Origin of the sequence: Streptomyces sp. NBC_00029 (assembly GCF_045160505.1) — a bacterium.
Lineage (GTDB): Bacteria > Actinomycetota > Actinomycetes > Streptomycetales > Streptomycetaceae > Streptomyces.
In genome coordinates, this window is the sequence record NZ_CP108292.1 from 8,012,715 (window position 1) to 8,036,669 (window position 23,955).

At 72.6% G+C, this 23,955-nt stretch carries 18 protein-coding genes; 5 read left to right on the top strand and 13 right to left on the bottom strand.

Going from position 1 to position 23,955, the window contains the following annotated elements:
- Nucleotides 1-12: 12 nt before the first annotated feature.
- Complete coding sequence (locus tag OG753_RS36880; RefSeq protein ID WP_405791778.1) at nt 13-1,626, bottom strand: FAD-binding oxidoreductase; 1,614 nt, start codon at nt 1,624-1,626, stop codon at nt 13-15.
- 64 nt (nt 1,627-1,690) lie between these two features.
- Between OG753_RS36880 and OG753_RS36885 the strand changes: the two genes are divergently transcribed.
- On the top strand, nt 1,691-2,332 hold the full coding sequence (locus OG753_RS36885; RefSeq protein ID WP_327266111.1) for a TetR/AcrR family transcriptional regulator: 642 nt from the start codon (nt 1,691-1,693) through the stop codon (nt 2,330-2,332).
- A gap of 33 nt (nt 2,333-2,365) precedes the next feature.
- Here OG753_RS36885 and OG753_RS36890 read toward each other — a convergent pair whose 3' ends face one another.
- A complete protein-coding gene (locus tag OG753_RS36890) occupies nt 2,366-2,830 on the bottom strand; it encodes a MarR family transcriptional regulator (RefSeq protein ID WP_327266112.1) in 465 nt (154 codons plus the stop codon).
- 88 nt (nt 2,831-2,918) lie between these two features.
- Here OG753_RS36890 and OG753_RS36895 point away from each other — a divergent pair, with 88 nt between their 5' ends.
- Together OG753_RS36895 and OG753_RS36900 are read left to right on the top strand one after the other, a co-directional pair.
- Nucleotides 2,919-3,785, top strand: coding sequence for an SDR family oxidoreductase (locus tag OG753_RS36895; RefSeq protein ID WP_405791780.1), 867 nt, complete (start codon nt 2,919-2,921; stop codon nt 3,783-3,785).
- 558 nt (nt 3,786-4,343) lie between these two features.
- On the top strand, nt 4,344-5,078 hold the full coding sequence (locus OG753_RS36900) for an NPP1 family protein (RefSeq protein WP_327266114.1): 735 nt from the start codon (nt 4,344-4,346) through the stop codon (nt 5,076-5,078).
- A 65-nt stretch (nt 5,079-5,143) separates the two neighbouring features.
- On the opposite strand, the gene OG753_RS36905 is transcribed toward OG753_RS36900, so the two are convergent.
- The 5 genes from OG753_RS36905 to OG753_RS36925 form a co-directional block, all read right to left on the bottom strand.
- On the bottom strand, nt 5,144-6,280 hold the full coding sequence (locus tag OG753_RS36905; protein ID WP_327266115.1) for a substrate-binding domain-containing protein: 1,137 nt from the start codon (nt 6,278-6,280) through the stop codon (nt 5,144-5,146).
- A gap of 41 nt (nt 6,281-6,321) precedes the next feature.
- Nucleotides 6,322-7,398 (bottom strand): ABC transporter permease, encoded by a 1,077-nt coding sequence (locus OG753_RS36910; protein WP_405791783.1) that lies wholly within the window; start codon nt 7,396-7,398, stop codon nt 6,322-6,324.
- Nucleotides 7,395-8,960, bottom strand: a complete 1,566-nt coding sequence (locus OG753_RS36915) for a sugar ABC transporter ATP-binding protein (RefSeq protein ID WP_405791785.1) — start codon at nt 8,958-8,960, stop codon at nt 7,395-7,397. The genes OG753_RS36910 and OG753_RS36915 overlap by 4 nt, the downstream gene beginning before the upstream one ends.
- A gap of 123 nt (nt 8,961-9,083) precedes the next feature.
- Entirely contained in the window at nt 9,084-11,885 is a 2,802-nt protein-coding gene (locus OG753_RS36920; RefSeq protein WP_405791787.1) for a SpoIIE family protein phosphatase, read from the bottom strand.
- 101 nt (nt 11,886-11,986) lie between these two features.
- On the bottom strand, nt 11,987-12,934 hold the full coding sequence (locus OG753_RS36925; RefSeq protein ID WP_405791789.1) for a cyclase family protein: 948 nt from the start codon (nt 12,932-12,934) through the stop codon (nt 11,987-11,989).
- A 91-nt stretch (nt 12,935-13,025) separates the two neighbouring features.
- On the opposite strand from OG753_RS36925, the gene OG753_RS36930 reads away from it, so the two are divergent.
- Nucleotides 13,026-13,967, top strand: coding sequence for an NAD-dependent epimerase/dehydratase family protein (locus tag OG753_RS36930; protein WP_405791791.1), 942 nt, complete (start codon nt 13,026-13,028; stop codon nt 13,965-13,967).
- A 19-nt stretch (nt 13,968-13,986) separates the two neighbouring features.
- A complete protein-coding gene (locus tag OG753_RS36935) occupies nt 13,987-17,352 on the top strand; it encodes an aminotransferase class I/II-fold pyridoxal phosphate-dependent enzyme (protein WP_405791793.1) in 3,366 nt (1,121 codons plus the stop codon).
- A gap of 36 nt (nt 17,353-17,388) precedes the next feature.
- On the opposite strand, the gene OG753_RS36940 is transcribed toward OG753_RS36935, so the two are convergent.
- The 6 genes from OG753_RS36940 to OG753_RS36965 all read right to left on the bottom strand — a co-directional run bounded on the left by OG753_RS36940 (nt 17,389) and on the right by OG753_RS36965 (nt 23,823).
- Nucleotides 17,389-17,967 (bottom strand): toxin, encoded by a 579-nt coding sequence (locus OG753_RS36940; protein ID WP_401679388.1) that lies wholly within the window; start codon nt 17,965-17,967, stop codon nt 17,389-17,391.
- Nucleotides 17,964-18,440 (bottom strand): helix-turn-helix domain-containing protein, encoded by a 477-nt coding sequence (locus tag OG753_RS36945; RefSeq protein ID WP_327266122.1) that lies wholly within the window; start codon nt 18,438-18,440, stop codon nt 17,964-17,966. The genes OG753_RS36940 and OG753_RS36945 overlap by 4 nt, the downstream gene beginning before the upstream one ends.
- A gap of 298 nt (nt 18,441-18,738) precedes the next feature.
- Complete coding sequence (locus OG753_RS36950; RefSeq protein ID WP_405791796.1) at nt 18,739-19,890, bottom strand: MAB_1171c family putative transporter; 1,152 nt, start codon at nt 19,888-19,890, stop codon at nt 18,739-18,741.
- A 40-nt stretch (nt 19,891-19,930) separates the two neighbouring features.
- Nucleotides 19,931-20,662, bottom strand: coding sequence for a TetR-like C-terminal domain-containing protein (locus tag OG753_RS36955; protein WP_327266124.1), 732 nt, complete (start codon nt 20,660-20,662; stop codon nt 19,931-19,933).
- 129 nt (nt 20,663-20,791) lie between these two features.
- On the bottom strand, nt 20,792-21,517 hold the full coding sequence (locus OG753_RS36960) for an LmeA family phospholipid-binding protein (RefSeq protein WP_405791798.1): 726 nt from the start codon (nt 21,515-21,517) through the stop codon (nt 20,792-20,794).
- Nucleotides 21,514-23,823 carry an MMPL family transporter gene (locus tag OG753_RS36965; RefSeq protein ID WP_405791800.1) on the bottom strand — a complete coding sequence of 770 codons (2,310 nt, stop codon included), beginning with the start codon at nt 23,821-23,823 and terminating at the stop codon, nt 21,514-21,516. Before OG753_RS36965 ends, OG753_RS36960 begins: the two co-directional genes overlap by 4 nt.
- Nucleotides 23,824-23,955 lie beyond the last annotated feature (132 nt).

The following is a 23,955-nucleotide window of genomic DNA, read 5'->3' on the forward strand; positions in this document are numbered from 1 at the left end:
TCCCGGACCCGGTCAGTCCACGAGCACGCCGGGGTTGAGGATGCCCCGCGGATCGAGTGCCCCCTTCGCGGCCCGCAGTGCGAGGGCGAAGGGCTCGGGGCGCTGACGGTCGTAGCCCGGGCGGTGGTCCCGGCCGACGGCGTGGTGGTGGGTGATGGTGGCCCGGTGGCGGTGCAGGACCTCGCTCGCGACGGCCTTGAGGTCGTCCCAGACGGCCAGCTCGTCACCGGGCCGGCCGGCCGCCAGGACGGTGAAGTAGGGCGCCGCGCCGTCCGGGTACACGTGCGTCAGGCGGCAGTTGACGGTCGCCGGGTGTCCGGTGGCCTTCAGCGCCGCCTCGCCGACCTCCCTGCGCACCTCGTCGATCAGGGCGGGGATCCGGTCCCAGGTGGCCGCCGTCTCGAAGGTCTCCGCGACCGCGCCCATCCGGGCCAGACCGTCCCGGAGGTAGGGCATCCGCAGGAACGCCGAGCGCCAGGCGCTCACGGCCGCGTCGCCGTCCGGGGACTCCTCGCGGCCGCCGCTCCCGTCCGCCCCGCCGTACCGGCCGCCGTGCGAGCGGGCCAGCGCGACGGCCCGTTCCAGTCGGCCGGTCACCGGCTCGTCCGCCGACTCGAACCCGAGGACCAGTACGGAGCTGCCGTCGTGCGCGGCGCCCGACAGCGCGGCCTCACCGGAGTCCAGCAGGCGGCAGTTGGCGGGGGAGAGGTCGGACTGGGCGAGGGCGCGCACCGCCCGGAGCGCGTCCTGGAAGTCCGTGAAGGCGACCGCGGCGGACGCCTTGTGGCGGGGGCGTTCCTGCAGGCGGACCCATGCCTCGGTGATGACGCCGAGGGCTCCTTCGGAGCCGAGGAACAGGCGGTCGGGAGAAGGGCCCGCCCCGGAGGCGGGCAGCCGCCAGGAGCTGCTGGTGCCGGCCGGGGTGACGACCCGCAGCGACTGCACGAAGTCGTCGATGTGCGTACGGCCGGTGGCGTAGTGGCCGCCCGCCCGAGTGGCCAGCCAGCCGCCGAGGGTGGAGAACTCGAAGCTCTGCGGGAAGTGCCGCAGGGTGAGGCCGTGGGGGCGCAGCTGATCCTCCAGGCTCGGCCCGAGGGTGCCCGCCTGGATGCGCGCGGCCCGGCACTCGGTGTCGACCTCCAGGACGCGGCCCATGGTGGTCAGGTCCAGCGACATGACGGCCCCGTGGGCGTCGCCGCGGTATTCGACGCCCCCCGAGACCGAGGAGCCGCCGCCGTACGGGACGACGGCGACCTGCCGCTCACCGGCCCAGTCCAGCAGATCGGCGACGTCGCGGTCGCCGGTGGGGCGGGCGACGAGGTCGGGGATGCGGCCGGGGCGTCCGCGCAGGGCGCGCACCACGTCGCGGTAGGCCTTGCCCATGGCGTGCGCGGCGCGGTCCCCGGGATCGGCGCTGACCAGGTGGGCGAGGCTCCGCGGGGGCTCTGCGGCGGGGCCGGCGATGCCCAGGTCGCCGACGCGGGGCACGGGGAGCGGGCGGCTGAGCGTGCCGGGGAGCAGGGCGCCCATCGCGGCGCATTCCGCGTCGTCGGGATGTGCGTCCGTCCAGCCCCAGCCCCACCAGGAACGGGTGCGGGACGTCGGCTGCGGGGTGGTGCCGGCCATGGCGGCGCTCCAGGGGTCGAGGTAATTTACCTAGCGGTAAATTACCTACTGATAATATCCACTCATGGCAACCCCGTCCTCGAATTCCTCCAAGGCCGGCACCAAGGGAGTCCCGCGGCAGCACCGCCGCCGGCAGATGCTGGAGGCGGCCACCGAGGAGTTCGGCACCCGCGGCTTCGCCGCCGCGTCGCTGCCCGCGATCGCCGCGCGGGTGGGTGTCACGAAGACGCTGCTGCATCAGTACTTCGGCACCAAGGAGGACCTGTACGTCGCCTGCCTGGTCCCCGTCGGGGACCGGCTGCTGGAGACGGTCCGCGCGGCGATGGGCGAGGGCGGGACCGCGCCGCACACGCCGCTGCGCGTGCTCCACGGCATCTTCACCGCCCTGGAGGGGCAGCGGGAGGCGTGGTTCGTGCTCTACGACACCACCCTGCCGCCCGGTGGCGAGGCCGTCCGCCGGGCCTCGGAGTACTGGGCGGCCATCGACCGGCTCGCCGCCGGCGGCACCGCGGAGCTGCTGCGCGCGGCCGGATCCGCCGACCCGCTGGACGCGGACGCGCTCAAGTACGTCTGGCGGGACCTGGTCGCCACCCTCGTCCGCTGGTGGGTCAAGCACCCGGAGCAGACCCCGGAGGCCATGACGCAGCGGTGTGCCCGCCTCTTCGCGGCCGCCGCCACCCTCACCCCGGACGGGCGTTCCGGCTGAGGGCCGCCAGGCCTGCCAGGCCTGCCAGGCCTGCTAGGCCGGTGCGTCTTTCGCGGCCTTGAGCTTGCGCCAGACGGTGCCCAGCGCCTCCAGGTCCCGCTCGTCGAGGAGCTCGGTGAAGACCGGGGCCAGGGCCTCGCGCCGGGTGGCGTCGGCCTCGGCGAACACCGTACGTCCCGCGTCCGTGAGGGAGACCTCGACCGACCTGGCGTCGCGCGCCGAGGGGGTGCGGGTCACCAGGCCCCGGGTCTGCAGGGCGTCGACGACGCGGGAGACCTGGCTGCGGCTGAGCAGGGTGCTGTTGCCGAGTACGGAGGCGGGCACCGGCTCGGGGCTGGAGGCCAGCCACAGCATGACCTCGAACCATGACACGGGGAGGTCGTGCGCCCTGACCAGGGCGCGGTCGACGCGGTCGGTCATGACCGTGCCGGCCCACACCAGCCCGTAGAAGGCGTAGTCGGCCGCCGGCTTCTCGGTTTCGGTGAGCTTCTTCGGCATGTCGGCAGTCTAGAGCTTGCGTGCGCACGCACATAATTTTATGGTGTGTGTGCACGCACATAAATCACCCTTCGTGAAAGGCCTCGTCATGTCGACCATCCCCGCCACCCCCGGCACCCCCTCCCGCACCGTCCTGATCACGGGCACCTCCTCCGGCATCGGCCTGGCCGCCGCGATCGCCGCGGCCCGCGCGGGCTGGCGGACGATCGCCACCCTGCGTGACACCGGCCGCGCCGACGCCCTGCGCAAGGCGGCCGCCGAGGCGGGCGTCGACATCGACATCCGGCAGCTCGACGTCGTCGACGCGGACTCCGTCGCCGCCGCCGTGGAGGGCGTGATCGCCGACTACGGCCGGCTGGACGCCGTCGTGAACAACGCCGGCGCCGGGCATGTCGGCACCCTCGAACTCGAAACCGTCGCGGACGTCCGCGAGGTCATGGAGGTCAACTTCTTCGGCGTGCTGAACGTCTCCAAGGCCGCAATGCCGCACCTGCGGGCCACCGGCGGCCGCCTGATCACGGTCACCAGCGTCGGCGGCGTCATCGGCCAGCCGTTCAACGAGGCCTACTGCGCGGCCAAGTTCGCGGTGGAGGGGTACATGGAGAGCCTGGCCCCCGTCGCGAGCGCCGTCGGCGTCAGCGTCTGCGTCATCGAGCCGGGCGCCGTGGCAACCGAGTTCGTGAACAACATCGGCCTGGACCTCGAAGCCCGTATCGCCGCGGCCGGCCCCTACTCCGACGCGCTGCGCCACTACGTCGAGCGCACGGTCGGCCGGTTCCTGGACGGCGCGCAGACTCCGGACGGTGCGGCCGAGTCCGTCATGGAGGCGCTCACGGTCGACCGGCCCGCGTTCCGCATCCAGACCTCGCAGTGGGCCCGCGATTTCACCGGCAACAAGCTGGCCGACCAGGACGGCTCCGCGGTCGTCGGCATGACCGGAACCTGGGTCGCCTGACCCGCCGACCTGTGCTCCGCGCGGAACCGGGTCATCATGGCCAGAGGTGGACGAGTCCCCCGTGCGGTCCCCGGATCGCGCGCGGTGGCCCGCCCCCGGTCGGGAGGTGACCCGTACGCATGGACGAATCGCGCAGAGCCTGGTTCATGATCGGCGTTGTCATCGCCGTCATCCTGCTGGACCTCATGGCCATCATCCTGATGAACGCACTCGGGTGATGGCCGTGTGACGGTACGCCGCCGCTCCCTGTGCTCCACGGTGCGGCGGCGCCCGTCCGTGCCGCGCGAGGGGGTCGGCACATCTCGCCGGTCAGGCCGTCGTCCCGCTGCCGCTTCCATCCCTGACATTCAGTCAATTTTCCTTGCCTTCAAGGCTTTTACGATCCTTCACCACGCAAGGTACGGAGTCTGTCCGGCCCCTTGCTGTGCCGCCCCGGTTCGCGAATGATGCTCCCGGCGTGTCGGTCGACGGTGCTCGGTCCTGATCTGGCCGCCACCCTCGCACCCGGCGGCCAGGAGGCCTGTTTTGCGGACGAACCGTCACATCAGGAGAGCGACCATGGTCGTCGGCGCCGCCCTCGCGGTGGTGATCGCCGTTCCCCAGACGGCCTTCGCGGCGCCGCCCCCGGCGCTCCCCGGCAAGGCCGAGGCGATCGAGCTGACCTACCAGCCGGCCTACGACTACGACACCGACGGCTGCTACCCGACACCCGCCATAGGACCGACCGGAGTTCTGAACGGCGGACTCAAACCGACCGGCGCCCTCAACGGCAACTGCCGGGACGCCTCGGACCTCGCCAACACCAACGGCTACTCCCGCTGGACCTGCAACAACGGCTGGTGCGCCGTCGTGTACGCGCTCTACTTCGAGAAGGACCAGGCCCTGCCCGGCATCGAGCTGGGCGGCCACCGCCATGACTGGGAGCACGTGGTCGTGTGGATCCAGGGCAACGAGGCCAAGTACGTCGCGACCTCCGCCCACGGCGACTTCAACATCCACTCGCGCGATCAGATCCGCTGGGACGGCACCCACCCCAAGATCGTCTACCACAAGGACGGCATCGGCACGCACTGCTTCCGTGCGGCGAACACCAACGACGAGCCGCCCGAGAACCACCGCCGGGCTTGGCAGTTCCCCACGCTCGTCGGGTGGTCGGGCTACCCGGCGACCCTGCGGGACAAGCTCACCCAGGCGGACTTCGGCAGTGCGCACTTCGGGCTGAAGGACGGCTCGTTCGCGTCCCACCTGGCGGAGGCCAAGCCGGCCGGCATCCCCTTCGACCCGTACCAGTAGCGCCCGGTGCGCGACACGGGCACCGGCCCCGCTCCGAGCGGGCCCGGTGCCCGTCCGGCGTGTCGTCAGCCGCCCCAGATCCTGCGGTACGCCTCGCGGTACCCGGACGGGTCCCAGGACGTGGCGCCCTTGCTGTTCCCGGCCGTGGCGACGTGCACGGGCGCCACGTACCCGCTGGCGGGCCCGCCGCTGAAGGCGCGGTTGAACTCGTCGATGATCTGCCAGCCCTGCTGGTTCAGCGGTTCGGGAACGGTGGCGGCCTGGTACTGCTCGCTGTTGATGCGCTGGAAGGCGGAGGGGTCCCCGTCGCCCGCGCCGATGTTGAAGGGCGGCCCGGAGCCCGGCTTCCCCGCCGCCCGCAGGGCCGGGGCCGCGTCGGCGAAGTACAGGTCGTTGATCGCGGCCGAGTACGTCCAGTCGTCCTGGAAGCGGGAGAGCAGCGAGGAGACCGTCTGCGGGGTACGGCTTCCGGCGTCCGGGATGGGGATGTTCTCGTAACTCAGCAGCCGTACGCCGGAACAGGTGGCGAGCTGTTTGCGGATCAGCTCGGACTTGTTCCTGGCGAACGGGATCGAGTCGTCGGTGAAGAGGACGACTCCGGCATCGCCCCGGGAACGGGCGATGATCCAGTCCGCGCTGATCCTCGCCACGTCCTCCACCTTCGTGGTGATGTTGGTGAACAGCTTGGGCTTCGTACTCGGGCCGGGGGTGCCCACCGCGTGCCAGCCGATGACGGGGACGTCCGCGGCTTCGGCCCGCGCCATCTGCCGCGAGGTCAGCTGGGGATCGAAGCCGCCGATGACGATGCCCGAGGGCCTCAGCGTGATGGCCTGGCTGAGCGCCGCCTGGATCCCGGCGGGAGTGCCCTCCCCGTCGATCACCCGGACTTGCCAGCCGATGGCCTTCGCGGCCTCCTCGACGCCCTTGGCGACGCCCGCGACACCGGGGTTGGTCATGGTCTGGGCGACGTAGACGATGGACTTGCCGGGCACCGCGGCGGGGCCGGTCGTGGGGCCGTGCCAGGCGGTGTCGGTGTTCTCGGCCTGCGCGACGGCCGAGATGGCGCTCGCGAGGGCGGTGGGGCAGCCCGCCGCGGGAGGCGCGGCGCCGGTCGGGACGCCGTTCCCGCAACCTGCGACGAGGGCGGCGGCCGCGGTCAGCAGTGCGGCGGTCGTGAGGGGAGTCCTGCGGTGCGGGGCCATCGGGTACACGGTGCTCCTGACGCGGTGCGCGTACGAACTTCCTAGGGGGTGTCCTTCGTCGGTGCGGCGGACGGCTCTGCGGGCGGCCGGCCGGACGGGGTGGCGCCGACCCGCAGCCGGCGGCGGGCGGAGTAACCGGCCAGGCCGACGGCGATGAGCAGAGTGGCGCCGTTGAACAGCGGCGTGGCCCAGAAATCGGCGCCGAGCTGGCCGATGCCGGCGAGCCCGATGGCGAGGACGGCGACGGCCACGACGGTGCCGAGGGCGTTGACGCGGCCGGGTTTGATCGTCGTGGACCCGAGCAGGGCGCCGACGAAGGCGGGCAGCAGGTAGTCGAGGCCCACGCTCGGGTTGCCGGTCTGCTGCTGGGCGGCGAGGAGGACCCCGGCGAGCCCGGCGACCAGGCCCGATCCGGCGAAGGCGTAGACGGAGTACCGGTGGCTGGGGATGCCGATGATGTCGGCGGTGCGCCGGCTGGAGCCGATGACGTACATGTACCGGCCGAGCGGCAGCCGTTCCAGGACCACCCAGAGCGCGGCCGCGAGGGCCAGGACGTAGTAGGCGGGCAGCGGCAGGCCGAGGAACCGGGAGTCGTAGAGGCCGGTGAAGGCGGCGGGCAGGCCGTCCGGGCCGGGGACGATCCGGGAGCCGTCGGTGATCCAGCCGGTGGCGGCGTACATCATGCTGCCGGTGCCGAGCGTGGCGATGAAGGAGTCGATCCGCACGTACTCGACGATGACGCCGTTGAGGACGCCGACCAGTGCCCCGCCGAGGACCACGGTGAGGCAGGCGAGCGGCCAGGGCCAGCCCGTGTGGACGATCAGCTGCATCACCATCACGTGGGCCAGGCCGAGGCCGTAGCCCATGGACAGGTCGAACTTGCCGGTGGCGATGGGGATGGTCGCTCCCAGCGCCAGGATCGCGGGGATCGACTGGTTGAACAGGATCGAGGAGACGTTGTCCCGGGTGGGGAAGGTGCCCGGCAGGACAAGGGAGAAGACCAGGAAGAGCAGGGCGGCGAGGGCCACCAGGCCGTAGGTGCCGATGTGGTGACCGCGCAGGCGGTCCAGCAGGGTTCGCGGCGACGGCGACGGCGACGGCGAGGGCGGCATGGTCATCGGTCCGTCGCGGTGCCGGTGATCGCGGGCATGGCCGAGGCGGTGCGGGTCAGTTCGGCGACGGTGAGGGTCGCACCGCTCAGCTCCGCGCTCACGGTCCCGCGGACGAACACCAGCGCGCGGTGGCACACGTCCGCGACCTCCTCGAAGTCGGTGGAGATGAGCAGGACCGCGAGGCCGGAAGCCAGGGCGTCGTCGAGCAGCCGGTGGATGCCGGCCTTGGCGCCCACGTCCACCCCGGCGGTCGGCTCCTCGAGGATGAGCAGGCGCAGGTGCCCGCGGAGCCACCGGCCGACCATGACCTTCTGCTGGTTGCCGCCCGACAGGGTGGCGATCGGCACCTCGCTGTCGCGGGGGTGCACCGAGAACCGGTCGATGAGGGCGGCGGCCTCGGCGCGCTCGCGGCGGGGGCTGATCCAGTGCGTCGCCGGCCTGCCGGACGCGCGGGGGTTCGCCAGGAAGTTCTCCCGTACGGTCAGGTCGGCGGCGCAGCCCTCCTCCTGACGGTTGGCCGCCACGAGGCCGACGCCGCATGCGAGAGCGGCGTGGACCGTACGGGGGTGGTAGGGCCGCCCGGCGAGCCGTACCAGCCCGCCCCGGACCGGCCGCGCGCCGGCGAGGGCGCGCCCCAGCTCCATGTGGCCGGCACCGGTCAGGCCCACCATGCCGAGGACCTCACCGGCGCGCAGGTCGAGGCTGATCTCCCCGGTGGACGCGGTCCGCACCCGGTCGAGGCTCAGGAGGGGCGCGCCGGTGTCGGCCTCTGTGGCGGCGGGCGGTGTGGCGGGTGCCCGGCCCGCCGGTGTGTGGCCGACGATCGCCTGCACGAGACGGGCCGGGCTGTGGCCGGCGAGCGGGCCCCGGTCGACGAGCCGTCCGTCGCGCAGGACGGCGAAGGTGTCGGCGACCTCGTAGACCTCGTCGAGCCGGTGGCTGACGTAGAGGATGCCGTGCCCGCGGTCGCGCAGGGTGTGCAGTACGTCGAAGAGCCGCGCGCAGTCCGCGGCGGGGAGGGTGGCGGTCGGCTCGTCGAGGACGATGAGCTCGGCGCGGGTGGCCAGCGCGCGGGCGATGGCTACGAGCGAGCGCTCGGCGGGGGCGAGGCCGGTGATCCGGGCGTCGGCGTCCAGATGGCCGGCGACGATCCGCAGGGCGGCGTCGCAGCGCTCCCGGGTCCGCCGCCAGGAGATCAGTCCGCGGCGGCGGGGGTAGCCGGTGCCCAGGGCGATGTTCTCGGCCACCGTCATCCACGGGACGAGACCGAGGTCCTGGTGGATGAAGGACATGCTCCGGGCCGCCGCGTGGCTGCCGAGGGGGTGGCCGGCCACCGTGACCTCGCCCTCGTCGGCGTGGTGGACCCCGGCGAGCACCTTGATGAGGGTGGACTTCCCGGCCCCGTTGGGGCCGAGCAGCGCGAGGACGCTGCCGCGGTGGATGTCGAGGTCGACGGAGGCGAGCGCGACGGTGCCGCCGAACCGCTTGCTCAGGCCGCGCATCCGGACCAGGGGTGCGGCACCGGATCGCGAGGATGGACTCGCCCAGGTGTCGGGAGCGTCATGCACAGACTTCTCCGGGGGTCGGCCTCCGAGTTCTTCCCGACGGTACGGGGCACTCTACGGGGATATGGGCGTCCGTTCCCGGCATGTCGCCGCGCCCTGTGACCCCGATGGGCGAACGATCAGGGGTCAGGCCGCGGCCAGGGTGCACTCGGCCCAGATGACCTTGCCCTCGGTGGTGTAGCGGGTGCCCCAGGCCTCGGCGAGCTGCGCGACGAGGAACAGGCCGCGGCCGCCCTCGTCGGTGGTGGCCGACAGACGCATGCGCGGGGCGCTGCTGCTGGCGTCGTGCACCTCGCAGATCAGGTTGCGGTCGTGGATGAGGCGTACCCGGATGGGCGCGGTGCCGTAGCGGACGGCGTTCGTGACCAGCTCGCTGAGCAGCAGTTCCGTGGCGAACGCGGACTCCTCAAGCCCCCACCGGCTCAACTGGCGCACGGAGGCGGCGCGGACCTCGGAGACGAGGGCCGGGTCGGCGGCCAGGTCCCAGGTGGCGATCCGGTCCGGGGGCACGGCGTTGGTGCGGGCGACGAGGAGCGCGATGTCGTCGCAGGGGTGGTCGGGTGCGACGGAGTCGAGGACCGCCTGGCAGGTCTCCTCGGGGGCGCGGTCGGGGTGGGCGAGCGCGCGGTTCAGCGCGTCGAGGGCCACGTCGAGGTCGCGGTGGCGGTCCTCGATGAGCCCGTCGGTGTACAGGACGAGCTGGCTGTGCTCGGGGAGCCGCAACTCGACCGACTCGAAGGGCAGGCCGCCGAGGCCGAGCGGGGGACCCGCGGGCAGGTCGAGGAGCGAGACCGTGCCGTCGGGCCGGACCAGCGCGGGCGGCGGATGGCCCGCCCGGGCCATCGTGCACTGCTGGGAGATGGGGTCGTAGATGGCGTACAGGCAGGTGGCGCCGACGATGCCGGTGCTGCCGGAGCCGGGCTGGTCGCCGCCCTCCTCACGGTCGAGGCGCACCATCAGGTTGTCCAGGTGGGTGAGGAGCTCGTCGGGAGCGAGTTCCAGTTCGGCGAAGTTGCGGGCGGCGGTGCGCAGCCGGCCCATGGTGGCGGCGGCGTGCAGTCCGTGGCCGACGACATCGCCGACGAGGAGGGCGACGCGGGCGCCGGACAGGGGAATGACGTCGAACCAGTCCCCGCCCACCCCCGACTCGGCGGGCAGGTAGCGGTGGGCCACCTCGACCGCGCTCTGTTCGGGGAGGCCGCGCGGGAGCAGGCTGCGCTGCAGGGACAGGGCGAGGGTGTGCTCGCGGGTGTAGCGGCGGGCGTTGTCGATGCAGAGGGAGGCGCGGGCGGCGAGCTCCTGGGCCAGCGAGCGGTCGTCGTCGCCGTAGGGGGCGGGGTCCTGCGAGCGGTAGAAGCAGGCGACGCCCAGGATGGCGCCGCGGGCGAGCAGGGGGACCGTGATGAGGGAGTGGATGTTGTGCGCGAGGAGCAGTTCGGCGTGTGCGGGATCCTGGGCGATCCAGCCGAAGGCGGCCTTCAGATCGGGCTCCAGCACGGGCTGGCCGGTGGCGACGGCGCGCATGTGGGGCGTGGTGGGGCGCAGGCTGACCCGGGCGCCCACCGGGTAGAAGGGGCAGTCCTGGCGGATTCCGTGGACGACCGTGCGGTGCATCTCGGTGGTGGGGCGGGGGGACTCCTCGCCCAGCAGTACGGCTTCGGGGAGGTCGATGGTGACGAAATCGGCCAGTCTCGGGACCGCGGTCTCGGCGAGCTCCCAGGCGGTGCGGCTCACGTCCAGGGTGGTGCCGATGCGGTTGCTGGCCTCGGCCAGCAGTTCCAGACGCCGCCGCGCAGCGACGGCGTACTTGCCCACCTCGGGCTCGCCCACCAGCACGAGCCCTCTGACCCTGCCCGGGGCGGGGTCGCCGGACGGCTCGTCGGCCGGCCCGTCGGCGCGCGCTGCGCCGTGTACGCGGACGGTCGCGGGACCGGGACCCGGGGTGACGAGGGGATGCGGTCCGGGCGGCGCGGCGGCCGGGGCGTGGGTGTGGTCCGGGCCGGGGGCGTGCCGCTCCGAGTCCTCGGGGAGCAGCGCCTCGACGACCACGCCCTCCACCCCGGAGGCACTGGTCACGGGGCGGCTGACCAGCGTGACCCATCGGCCGCGGGACAGGGGCACCTCGGCGGCGGCCCGCCGGTCCGCGGACATCAGCTCCGTGGCCTTCTCCTTGAGGGTCGTCTGATCGCTCTGCTCCAGTTCGCTCTGGAGGAACTCGTCCATGCCGACCGGGTGTCCGTTGAAGCCGTACTCGCCGGTCCGGGCCAGGCTCGCGGCGTCGAGGTAGGCCTGCAGCAGGCCGTGCTCGCGAGCCGAACTCTGGTCCATCAGCCGTCGTTCGATGGCTTCGGCGGCCTTGCGCACCACGGGGATCAGCGCCGGGTCCGCCTCGGTGTAGGGGTAGCCGAGGCACAGGACGCCCTGGATGTGCCCGCTGAGCTGGTCGCGCAGGGGGATGGCGGTGCAGGCGCTCGACTGGGACCGCTCGGCGAAGTGCTCGGCGCCGTAGACCTGGCACAGTCGCCGCTCCGCGAGGGTGAGCCCGATGCCGTTCGTGCCGGCGACCTGCTCGGCGAAGACGAACCCGGGAACGATCTGGATCGGGGCGAGCTGCCTGAGCATGGACTTCTCGCCGAAACGGCGGGCGAGCACCATGCCGTGACCGTCGGCGAGACAGATGTTGGTCCGGCTGCCCGCGAAGATCGACTGGAGCCGGTCGAGCACGGGCTCGGCCGCCCGAAGCAGGGGACCGTCCGGGTCGATGTCCTGCTTGAAGGGGAGATCCAGCTGGTCCGGCGACAGCCCCAGCAGACGGCTGCGCTGCCACGAGCTGAGGATCGGACTTCTCACGCTCCCCTCGACGGACTCGCCCTGCAGGAACCGGTCACGAAAACGCACGGGGCCGATGCGGTCCCCGACGACCCCCATGTGCATCACTTCCCCTCACCGGAGCACCCTCGATCGCCAGATTTGAGTATATTCCTCACGTTTCGGCAATGAGCAGGGGAGCGAAGGGAACAGCGCCGCCGTCACAGGATCGCGACCGGATTGACGGGCGAACCCGTCCCGCCGGGCACGTTCAGCGGCGTCACGACGAGCATGAACGCGTACCGTCCCGCTTCGGCGCAGGCGGCGGCCAGCGGTTCCAGGTCGAGGTTGTCCAGCAGCGGTACGCCCATCGCCGCGACCGCCAGCGCGTGGACGGGGGAGTGCAGCCCCTCGACCGGGGAGGGCCGTACGTCGCTGTCCCCGTCGGCGCCGAGCAGTGCGACGGCGCGCTCGGCGAGCAGGGGCACGGCGTCCACGTGCCAGCCCGCGCTCGCCACGTCGGGGTTCCAGGGGCCGAGTTCCCGGCGCCTGCGCAAGGCTCCCGAGCGCAGCAGCACCGCATCGCCGTCGCCGACGGTCACGCCGAGTGCCCGTTCCGCGGCGACGAGGTCCCGCGCGTGCACCGCACGCCCCGGTTCCAGCCATTCGATCCCGAGGGCGGCGGGCAGGTCGATCAGGACGCCCCGCGTGACCAGCGGGCCGAGTGCCGAAACGGAGCCGAAGCGGGCTCCCGCGGCATCGACCTCGTCGCGCGCCGCGCGGCCGCCGTACAGTCGCCCCCGGTAGGCGACGTGTGACAGTGCGTCGAGGTGGCTCACCCCCTTGCCGTGGTAGTCCACGGCGAGGAAGTCCTTGTAGACGGACGGCTCCGGTGGCTCCACGTCGCCCAGCTCCGACATGTGGTGCAGGGCGGGCTTCGTGTTGTCAGGCCCGGGGCGGGTGTCCCAGGGCCTGCCCAGCGGGACGACCGTGCCGGAGCGGGCCGTGGCGGTGGCCCTGCGCACGTGCTCCGCCGTCACCCGGTTCCAGGCGCCGCGATCGGCCGCCGCCCACCGGCCCCACGTACGGACCGTCTCGAACAGCGCGTCGAAGTCCTCCCGGGAGACGGCGGGCCCGTTCGCGGGGCCCTCGGCGTGGTTGCTGCCCATGTGCCCAGTGTCCGGCGGTTCGCGTCGGCGCGCTGGCCGGTACGCGATCTACCCGGCCGGGGGCGCCGGGCGCTCGCGCTAGTGTGCGCACGTGAGCTTTCATGTCGTCATAGGTTTTGGACCGGCCGGCGCAGCCACTGCCCGGATCCTCGCCGAACAGGGCCATACCGTAAGGGTCGTCACCAGATCGGGGCGAAGCCCGGAACCGGGAATCGAGCACGTAGCGCTGGACGCGACCGACTCCGGGCGGCTGACCGACCTGGCGCGGGGCGCGGCCGCCCTCCACAGCTGTGCGGCGCCGCCCTACCACCAGTGGGTGGGCCAATGGCCGCCGCTGGCCTCGTCGCTGTGCGCCGCGGCCGAGGCGACCGGGGCCGTACTGGTCATGCTGGGCAACCTCTACGGCTACGGCCCGGTGGACGGTCCCCTCACCGAGGAGCTGCCGCTCGCGGCGACCGGCCCCAAGGGGCGGGTGCGCGCCGCGGTCTGGGAGCAGGCCCGGTCACTGCACGAGCAGGGCCGGATCAGAGCGGTCGAGGTGCGCGCGTCGGACTTCTTCGGACCCGGCGTCACCGATGGCGGCCACCTCGCCGGACGGGTCGTGCCGCCGCTGCTGCGCGGCAAGCCGGTCACCACGCTGGGGGACCCGAACGCCCCGCACAGCTGGACGTACCTCCCCGACGTGGCCAGGACACTGGCCGAGGTCGCGGGGGAGGAGCGGGCGTGGGGGCGGGCCTGGCACGTGCCGACCCAACCGGCTCTGTCCGTAGGAGAGATGGTCGACCGCCTCGCGGCCCGAGCGGGAACGGGGCCGGTCGCCGTGCGCAGGCTCCCGTCCGCCGTGGTCGGCGTGGCGTCGCTCGTCTCCCCGCTGCTGCGTGAACTGAAGGAAGTCCGCTACCAGTTCGACCGCCCGTTCATCGTGGACTCGAGCGCCTACGAGAAGGCGTTCGCGGCGGCGGCCACGCCCGTCGACGAGCAGGTCGAGGCGACGGTGGACTGGTGGCGGGAGCGACTGGCGACCGGCGGATGACGTGCGTGACGGGACGGGCATGGACCACATAGAGGACCCGAGGGGCCCGCGGCGGGAGGACATCGCCGTCGTGGGGATGGCGTGCCGGTTCCCGGGAGCGCGCAATGTGAACCAGTACTGGCGGCTCCTGACGGACCCGCAGCCACAGTTCGGGGCGATCCCGGACGCGCGCTGGCGTTCCGCGGCCTTCCTCAGCGACAACTTACGTGACACCTCGTCGGCGTACACGGACACCATGGCGCTGCTGCCGGACGTGGGCCACTTCGACGCGGCCCACTACGGCATCCCGCCGCGCCGGGCCCGGGCGATGGACCCGCAGGCCCGGCTGCTGATCGACCTCGCCCGCGAGGCGATCCAGGACGCGGGGTGGGAAGCCGACGGCTTCGACCGCGAGGAGACCTCCGTGATCACCGCTCTCACCGAGGGCGGCTACCGAGAGCTCAGCACCCTGCAGGTCCGGATGCGCCAGCTGGCCGGTGGCGAGTTCGGGGCGCGCATCGCCCACCCCCGCCTGCCGGATTCGGTCCGCGCGGTGGACGGGCTGAGCGGCACCTCCGTGGCCGGGCTCCTGCTCAACATGGGCCCGAACACGATCAGTTCCGTCTTCGACCTGCACGGCGAGAGCTACGCCCTGGACTCGGCGTGCTCGGGCGGACTCATGGCCGTCGCCAACGCGGTGCACGCACTGCGCGCGGGCCGCTCCCGCATCGCCCTCGCGGGCGGCGCCCAACTGGTACTCACCCCCGACCTGCTGGTCGGGCTGTGCCGGATCGGCGCCATCTCGCGCAGCGGACGGTGCCTGCCCTTCGGCGCCGGGGCCGACGGCTTCGTCCTGGGCGAGGGGGCGGGGGTACTGGTGCTGCGGCCCCTCACCGACGCCCTGGCGGCCGGTGACCGGGTCTACGCGGTGATCCGCGGTGTGGGAACGGCCAACGACGGGACCGTGCAGGGCGGCATGCACCCGCAGGCGGCCGGGCAGCTGCGCACGCTGCGCCGGGCCTACCGGGACGCGGGCCTGGCTCCGGACGCGGTGGGCTACCTGGAGGCGCACGGCACCGGGACCACGGTCGGCGACCCCGTCGAACTCGCCGTCCTGCGCGAACTGCGCGGTGAGGGAGCCGAACCCGCCTACCTCGGAGCCGTGAAGGCCGTGGTCGGGCACTCGCTGAACTCCGCGGGGATCGCCGGGCTCATCAAATCGGTCCTGGCCGTGCAACGGGGCGTGATACCCCCGCAGCCGGACTGCGACCTCGCCGATCGCTCCGGGCTCGACGCCGCGCGGCTGACCGTACCGACGGCCCCGACCCCGTGGCCGGACCGCGCCGGTCCGCGCCGGGCGGGGGTGAGCGCCTTCGGCTTCGGAGGCACAGGTGTCCACCTGGTGGTGGAGCAGTGCACCGCGGCCCCGGCCGCCCCGGCCGCCCCGGCAGCACCCGTCGCAGCCGACGGCGCACCGCACGTACTGTTCCTCAGCGCGCGCGACCGGGAAGGGCTGGCCCGCCACGCCCGGGAGCTCGCCGAGACCATCGCAGCAGACCGGCCCCCGCTGGCCGCGGTCGCGGACACGCTCGCGCGCCGTACGCCCCTCACGGAACACCTCCGCGTGGTGGTGCGGGACACGGCCGACGCCATCGCCCGGCTGACCGAGGCGGGCCGTAGCGAGGGCCGCGCGGAGGGCCGCGCGGAGCACAACGCCACCGGCCCGGCGCCCCGGCCCACGGGGGTGCGGACACCCCCGTGCACCCTGCCGCCGAGCCCACTCGCCCCGCGCCGTCACTGGGTCGTGGACGAATCGGCGCGGGACGTGCCGCATCCGGTCGTCACGGAGCCCGTCGCACCGGCCGTGAGCCGGTCGGACGGAGCGTCCGGCGCAGCGGCCGTCTCCGCCGCCTCCGCCGCTTCCGTCGTGCTCGAAGAGGTCTCCCGGGCCGGCGTCTTCCCGCTCTCCGAGCTTGGCGAGGACCTGCTGCTGGTGGCCGACCTCGGCTTCGACTCCCTGATGCTGCAGGAGCTCGAAGTCAACATCGGCAGGCGCATACCGGGTTTCCGGGCCGAGGAGCTGTTCTCCCGCGAACTCACGGTCGGCCGGCTGGTCGAACTCGTCGATCCGGACCGGACGCGGAGCGCGGCGGCCCCCGCCGGAGCGGCGACCGGACCGGGGCCCGCCGAATGGAGCGCCGGCACGGCCGACATCGACGAGTTCCCGGAGGTCGGCGAGCTGGAACGACGCCTCGGCTGGATCACCGACAGCGGCGCGGACAACCCGTACTTCCGGGTCCACGAGGGCAACGTCCGCGACACGACCGTCATCGCGGGCCGCGCCTTCCTGTCCTTCGGCAGCTACAACTACCTCGGGCTGTCCGGTCATCCGGCGGTCAACGAAGCCGTGCACCGAGCGGTGGAGCGGTACGGCACCTCGGTCTCGGCGAGCCGCGTGCTCTCCGGCGAACGGGACCTGACCGTACGGCTGGAGCGGGCGCTGGCGGACTTCCTCGGCGTCGGCGACTGCCTGACGCTCGTGAGCGGCCATGCCACCAACGTCACCGCGATCGGACACCTCGTCGGCGCGGAGGACCTCGTGGTGCACGACGCGCTCGCCCACGACAGCATCCTCCAGGGCTGCGCGCTGTCCGGGGCGGCCCGACGTCCCTTCGCCCACAACGACATCGGCCAGCTGGAGCACATGCTGCGGCTCAACAGGTCCCGCTTCCGGCGCGTGCTGATCGCGGTCGAGGGCGCCTACAGCATGGACGGCGACCTCGTCGACCTGCCCGCCGTGATCGAGCTGAAGAAGCGCTACGGGGCCCTGCTGATGGTCGACGAGGCCCACAGCATCGGCACCGTGGGCGAACGCGGGCGCGGAGTGGGCGAGTTCCACGGCGTCGACCGATCCGAGGTGGACCTGTGGATGGGCACCCTCTCCAAGGCCTTCGCCAGCTGCGGCGGTTACCTCGGCGGCTCGGCACGGATGGTGCGCTGGCTGCGCCACACGCTCCCCGGCTTCGTCTACAGCGTCGGCCTGACCCCGCCCAACGCGGCCGCGGCACTGGCCGCCACCGAGCTGCTCATCGCGGAGCCGGAGCGGGTGCGCGCGCTCCGGCGCAACTCCGGGCTCTTCCTCGAACTGGCCGCCTCGGCCGGTCTGGCGACGGGCACCAGCGCCGACACCCCGATCGTTCCGTGCATCTTCGGCGACTCGGAGCGGACCCTGCGCGTCGCCGACGCACTGTTCGCCCGGGGCGTCGTCGCCGACCCGATCTTCCACCCCGCCGTCGCGGAGGGGCTGTCGAGGCTGCGGTTCTTCATCACCGCCGAACACCGCGCGGACGACATCCGGCGCGCCGTGTCGATCCTGGCCGAGGAGGTGGCGGCCACCGGGCGATGAGGGAGCCACGTCAGATCACCACGTCAGATCGCCGCGTCAGATCAGCGTGCGTTCGATGCGGCTGAGCGTCGCGCTCCTGGCGGGATTGCCGTCCGTGCCCGGTTCCGCGGCCGGCTCCGCGTCGTGCCGCTTCCCGGCGTCGTCCATCCGCTGGGAGAGGAGGTAGGCGATGATCTCCGCCTCCTGCTCCTGGACGTCGTCGTAGGTGGCGCGCAGGAGCATGTCGCGTACGAGTTGGGGGTCGAGGTTGGGGAAGAGGAGGCGGGCGGCCGCCTCGTCCAGCCCGCCCGCGCCTCGATGGCAGCAGATGATGTGGCCCAGCTCGTGCAAGATGATGTGCTCCTGATGCGCGCCGGTGGTGTTGGCGTCGTAGAAGATGAGGTCCTCGTCGCGTGCGGCGACCCACATGCCGCACGGATGCGACGAGGGCATCTGCATCGGGACCAGCGTGATCGGCCGGTCGCGCACCTCACCGAGGTGGCGGCAGAGCTCGGCCACATCGGCCACCTTCGGCAGGCCGAGCTCGGCGATCCGCTGCGCGCCGGCCTTCCGGAGCTTCTTGAGCCGGCTGCGGCGGTCCTGGTCGGCCGACCGTTCCTTGCGGGCGCCCCTCATCCCGGCTCGGAGGGGTCGGCGACGGGCGGCAGGCCCTGCATCTGCCGGTACTGGTCCATGATGGCCGTGATGGCCTGGAGGTTTTCCTTCTTCATCCCGGCCGCCCGCATCGCCACGGCGCGGACCCCGGACTGCCGCAACGCCTCGATGGCGGCGAGCTCACCGAGCACGGACTCGGCGACCTTGTCGTCGAAGAAGTAGGCCACCGAGACGCCGAAGAATCGGGCCAGGGCGGACAGGAGGTCGGGCGACGGGTTGGAGCGCTTCCCCGTGCGCAGCTGCGACAGGTACACGCCCCCGACCTTGAGGTCGGGGCTGACCCGCTTGAGCTCGTCCGCGACCTCGGCATTGGTCCAGTGCCTGCCCTTGGGGCGGACCGTCCTGAACAGGTCGTCGAGGCGCACCGCGAGCAGGGGACGTTCGGCACTGCCGGTCCCGGAGCCGCTCTCGCCGTCGTTCTCAGTCCCGGTCATGGTGAACCTTCCTCCGTCGCCTCCTCGGTATAGCCCTCAGCTAAGCGCAAGTCTCACAGATTAGCGGTCAGTTGACAATTGCGCCTGACTCGGCCAACGTTGGGGACCGGTCGATAGCTGACAGCTAACTTGGCTCACGGGGGATGCCAAGTTGGTCGTCGGTGACATCGAACTGGCCCGACCCTCGGGGGATGGGCCGGGCCAGTCCGGGCGGGAGCCACCCGTCCGGCCGCCCGAACAGCGGGGGAAACGGGAAACCCGCCCGGTTTGACGGGGGATGCAAACCGGGCGGGAGTTCTCAACTCGCCTTGCCGAGCTTACTGTAGGCGGCTGCCACTTTGGTGAGCCATGCGAGCTCTGCCGCGAAGTTGTTCGTATCGCGGTCGTCGAAATCACCGGCATCCTTGTTGTACTGGGGCACCGTGTCGGTCAGTTTTGCCTGCAAGGCCCGCTTGATCCGTGCCGCTTCGGCGAAAGCCTGCCGGGACTCCGCGCTCCCCTCCTTGTCCGGATCGCGACCCCCGTGGGTGCTGCGGTCGATGTACGGACGCAAGTCCCGCCAGCCGTCGCGTATTTCGACGACCCGGCGGTGCAGCCGGTAGTCGAGGTCGGAGACCGAGGCACCGGGCGGTTCCAGGGCGATGTCCGGGGATGACTCGTAGAGGTCGCGCCAGAGCGGGTAGAGAGCCCGGTACGAGCGGTAGGTGCGGGACCAGTCCAGGAGCCGGGTCGCCGCCGGCCCCCAGGAGGAGTTGGTCAGGCTGAGCGAGAGCATCACGATGCCCGCGGCGCTGAAGACCGAGGCGGCCACCTTCCAGGCGCCGATGTCGACCCCGCTCGCCGCCGTGAGGATGTTGACCGTCCTGGCCGCGCAGTAGAGGAACAGGACCACCGCGGTGACCGAGAGCAGCCGCAGGGCCTGGCGCAGCGAGGCGTTGTCCGTCATCCGGGCGTACGGGCCGCACTGGAGGTAGATGGTGACGCAAGGAATCGCCTGGGAGACGATGAACGCCAGGAGATAGGTGAGGAGCAGCGGCTCGCTCGTGCCGTCGAAGTCCGATGCCGGCCGGCCGGTGCCGTCGGCGAGGAAGAAGAGGGCCGTCAGCAGCACGTCGAGGACGATGCCGGTGACCAGCCAGTAGCGGGTCCTGCGTACCGACTCCTCGTCCGCGGCGGCCCAGCGCAGCAGGATGATCTGCGCGCTGACGCAGAAGGCGACCGCCGACAGGTGCATGAGGAGGATGGCCAGATTGCCGACTCCCAGCAGGGGGGCGCCCCCCATGGCCAGGGCCCCCATGGTGAAGGTGAGGCACTGGAGCAGCAGGGTGGCGATCAGCGTGCGGTACGCGCCGTCCCTCCAGCTGCGCCGCGCCTGGCACAGCCGGTAGACGAGCGCCGCGTACGACGAGAGGGCGGCTATGACGAAGCACAGGGTTCTGGTGGTGTTCACGTCCCGGATTTCTGCAGCAGCCGCACGTGCGGCGGAAGGGTCAGTCGGTCGTCTCGGGCAGGGGGACCACGAGGCCGATGCTCTCGGCCGCCACGGCGATGGCGTAGTCGAAGAAGGCCGCCTCGTCTCGGACACTGTCGTGGGTACGGCTGAAGACCTGGAACACCAGGAGGCCGATCAGATTGCTCCACAGGACGATGCCGCGCTCGATGATGTCCGAGAACGGAGCCTCGGGCGCGCCGCCGAAGAGCTGCACGGCCTCCGGCAGGAGCAGCGGCGGGCCGGGCACCGACCGCCGGGGCGGGGTGAGTTCACCGGCCTCCAGCGCGGAGCGGACGATGCCGGCGAGGACCGCGGGGGTCCGCGAGGCGGAGGGGACCGTGTCCTGCGGGGCGTGGTAGCCCGGCACGGGCGAACCGTAGATCAGGGTGAATTCGGCGGGGTTCTCGAACGACCACCGCCGCAGCGCGCGGGTGACCGCGAGGAGCCGTGCGCCCCCGGACGCACCGGCCTCCCGCGCCGCGCCGTCGGCTTGTTCCATCGCCTCGCCGGAGGCGTCGTAGGCGTCGATGACCAGGGCGGTCAACAGATCGTCGCGGTGCGGGAAGACGGCTTCGACATCGGCGACGGGGAGGCCGCTGTCGCGCGCCACGGTGTCCGGGGACAGGCCTGCCGCCCCGAGTTTGACCAGCTGCCCGCGCGCGACGTCCTTGATCACCACCGCCGGGGTGATGTCGTCGTCGCCGGTCGGACTCATTGCGGAAACGTCCATGCCGGAACCGTACCCGCCGGCCCCCGCAGCGGTGAGTGCGCTCTCGCCGACGCCCAGGTCATGCACTGTTTTCCGGCCACCGGGCGGGTTCGGAACGTTCCGGGCGAATGCGGTCGACCGGGGTCGGTGTCAGCTGTCGGTGAGGGCGCTGGGCCCGCCCGTCAGGGCGACGTGCAGGCCGTCCGGCCGGACCTCCGCGGAGGTGGCCGCGAGTCCGAGGGGATAGTCCGTTGGCGCACCCGCTCCTGGCCCGAAGCCATTGGCCCCGATCCCCAGCCGGTCGGTGGACACGGAGCGGCCGAACAGGGTGAGCCCGTCGACGGCGAGGGTGACCTTGCCGTCGGCGAGTACGGGACGCAGCGTCAGCCGCCCGACTCCGCCCGGGCCGACGTCCGCGAGTACGGTCCCCTTCGCCGGATCGGTGGTCACCGCCGCGACGGCCACGGACGGTACGGCGTCGCGGATCGCGGCGGCGAGGGACTGCGTCGAGACCGTCACGTCCACGTGGGAGCTGCCGACGGTGGTCGCCGCACCGAGACGGACGTCGTCCAGCCTTGCCCGGACGCGGACTTGGGAGAGCCGCCCGACCCGGGCGTCGTCGCTGCTGATGTCGAGCCGGGGGATGTTCTCGTGCGCGAGGCCCCACAGGGCCCAGCCGTCGGTGACGCCGACCGCCACGTCGTCGCCGAGGCCGGGCGCCGCCTTCGCGACACGGCTCTGGATCAGGCCGCGGACGGTGTACTCGGCCGCGCCGGTGGCGACGACGGCCAGCAGGACCACGGTGGCCGTGACCGTGAGGACGAGGTGGCGGCGCAGCGCTGCCCAGGTCCCGGTCTTCGTCAGGGCGCGCTTCATCGCCGGTCTCCTCGGGCGGGTGCGACATCGAGTGCGGGCGCGGGTTCGGGTTCGGCTGCGACTTCGTGTCCCGGTGCGGGTGCCCGTGCGGGTCCGGCTTCGGGTGAGGGCGGGGGAAGGACCTCCGGCCCGGCGGCGGGCCCCTCCGGGTCGAGGTGCGGAAGGAGCCGGTCCAGCCAGCCGGGGAGCCACCAGTTGGCGCGCCCGAAGAGGTACATGGACGCGGGTACAAGGAGCAGGCGGACCACGGTGGCGTCGATGATGACGCTCACCCCCAGGCCCAGCGCGAGCATTTTGACGGCGACGTTGGTGGAGAGCAGGAAGGCCAGGAAGACACTGGTCATGATCAGCGCCGCACAGGTGATCACGCGGGCGGTGGCGGCGATGCCGGTGGCGACGGCCAGGTGGTTGTCCCCGTGCTGCAGCCACGTCTCGCGGATCCGGGACAGCAGGAAGACCTCGTAGTCCATGGAGAGCCCGAAGACGATCGCGAACATCATCATCGGTACGTAGGACTCGACGGGCACCTTCTCGCCGAGGCCGAACAGCGAGCTGCCCCAGCCCCATTGGAAGACGGCGACGACCACTCCGTAGGCAGCGGCGATGGAGAAGAGGTTGAGCACGGCGGCCTTGAGCGCCACCAGCGGGCTGCGGAACACGGCGAGCAGCAGCAGGAAGGCGGCCGCGACGACCACCGCGATGATCAGGGACAGTTTGGCGGTGAGCGTGTCGGTGAAGGTCTGGGCGGCGGCGGTCGTGCCGGTGAGGTAGCCGGTGGCTCCGGTGCCCGACAGCGCCTGCGGCACCGTCTCGTCCCGCAGGGTGTGGATCAGGTCGGCGGTGGCCCGGTCCTGCGGCCCGGTGGTGGGCACGACGGTGGTGATGAGCAGGGCGTGATCGGGGCTCGCGACCGGGGGAGTGACGGAGGCGACGCCCGGTACGGCGGCCAGGTCCCGCTGCAGGGCGGCGGCGAGGTCCTTGCGCAGGCCCTCGCTCGCGATGTGACGGCTGTCGAGATGGGTGACGACGGTCAGCGGGCCGTTGGCGCCGGGGCCGAAGCCCTCGGTGATCAGGTCGTAGGCGCGGCGGTCGGTCCTGCTGGTGGACTGGGCTCCGGCATCGACGTGGCCGAGCTGCAGGGAGGCGACCGGGACGGCCAGGACGCCGAGGACGAGCAGGCCGCTGACCAGGAAGAGCCAGGGCCGCCGGCTGACCCGGAGCGCCCAGCGGTGCCAGACGTCCGATTCACCGGTGGGTTCGGCGACCGGCCTGCGCACGTGGAAGCGGTCGATCCGGCGGCCGAGCAGGCCCAGCAGGGCGGGAGTCAGCGTCACCGACGCGGCGGCGGCCACGACGACACTGAGTCCGGCGGCGAAGCCGAGGGCGCCGATGAACCCCACGCCGGAGGCGCAGAGGCCACCCAGGGCCATGGCCACCGTGGCGGCGGCGACCAGTACGGCCCGGCCGCTGGTGGCGACCGTACGCCCGACCGCCTCGAGGGTTTCCGTTCCGGCGTGCAGCAGGGCCCGGTAGCGGGTGGCCAGGAAGAGCGCGTAGTCGATGCCGACTCCGAGGCCCATCATCGCGGCCAGGGTCGGGGCCGCCTGGGCGAAGCCGAACTGCCCGGCGAGCAGGCCGAGACCGGCCAGGCTGACGGCCAGGCCGATCACGGCCGTCAGCAGCGGCAGCCCGGTGGCGGCGATGCTGCCGAAGCCGATCAGCAGCACGAGCACGGCGACGGCCAGGCCGATGGCCTCCGAGGCACGGTCGGCGGACTTGGGCGTGGCCAGCTCCCCGAGCGGGGCCCCGTACTCGACGGTGACGTCGGCGGCGCGCAGCGGCTCGACGGCGGTGTCGACCCCGGTGAGGTAGGAGGGGTCGAAGCTCGCCGGGTTGCCGTCGAAGCGGACGGTCACCTGGGCGCTCCCGCCGTCCGCGGAGACCGCCCCGGGCGTGGTGAACGGATCGGTGACTGACAGGACGTCCGGCAGCCGGCGCAGGTCGGCGACGGCCGAGTCGATCGCCGCCCGGTGCCCGGTGACCGGTCCTTCGTCCGTGGTGAGCACGACGGCGGAGGCCGTGCCGCCGGATCCGGTGGTGTGGGCCGCCAGCAGGTCGGCGCCGGTCTGGGTGCTGGTCCCGGGCAGGGAGAAGCTGTCCGCGAAGGAGCCGCCCCATGTGTGGTTGGCCAGCCCCAGGCCCATCAGTGCCAGCACCCACAGGGCGACGACCCGCCAGGCGTGCCGGGCGCACCAGCGCCCGCTCCGGTGGAGCAACCCCGGCCCCTGGGCCGATTCAGTGTTCATGGGGGTCACTGTGCGCGGTGTGTGTAAGGGAGCCGTGGGCGCATTGTTCGGGGAATGTACGGGCTTACGGGCACGCGGGCGTACGGGCACCCGGGCCTACGGGCACGCGGGCGTACGGGCACCCGGGCCTAC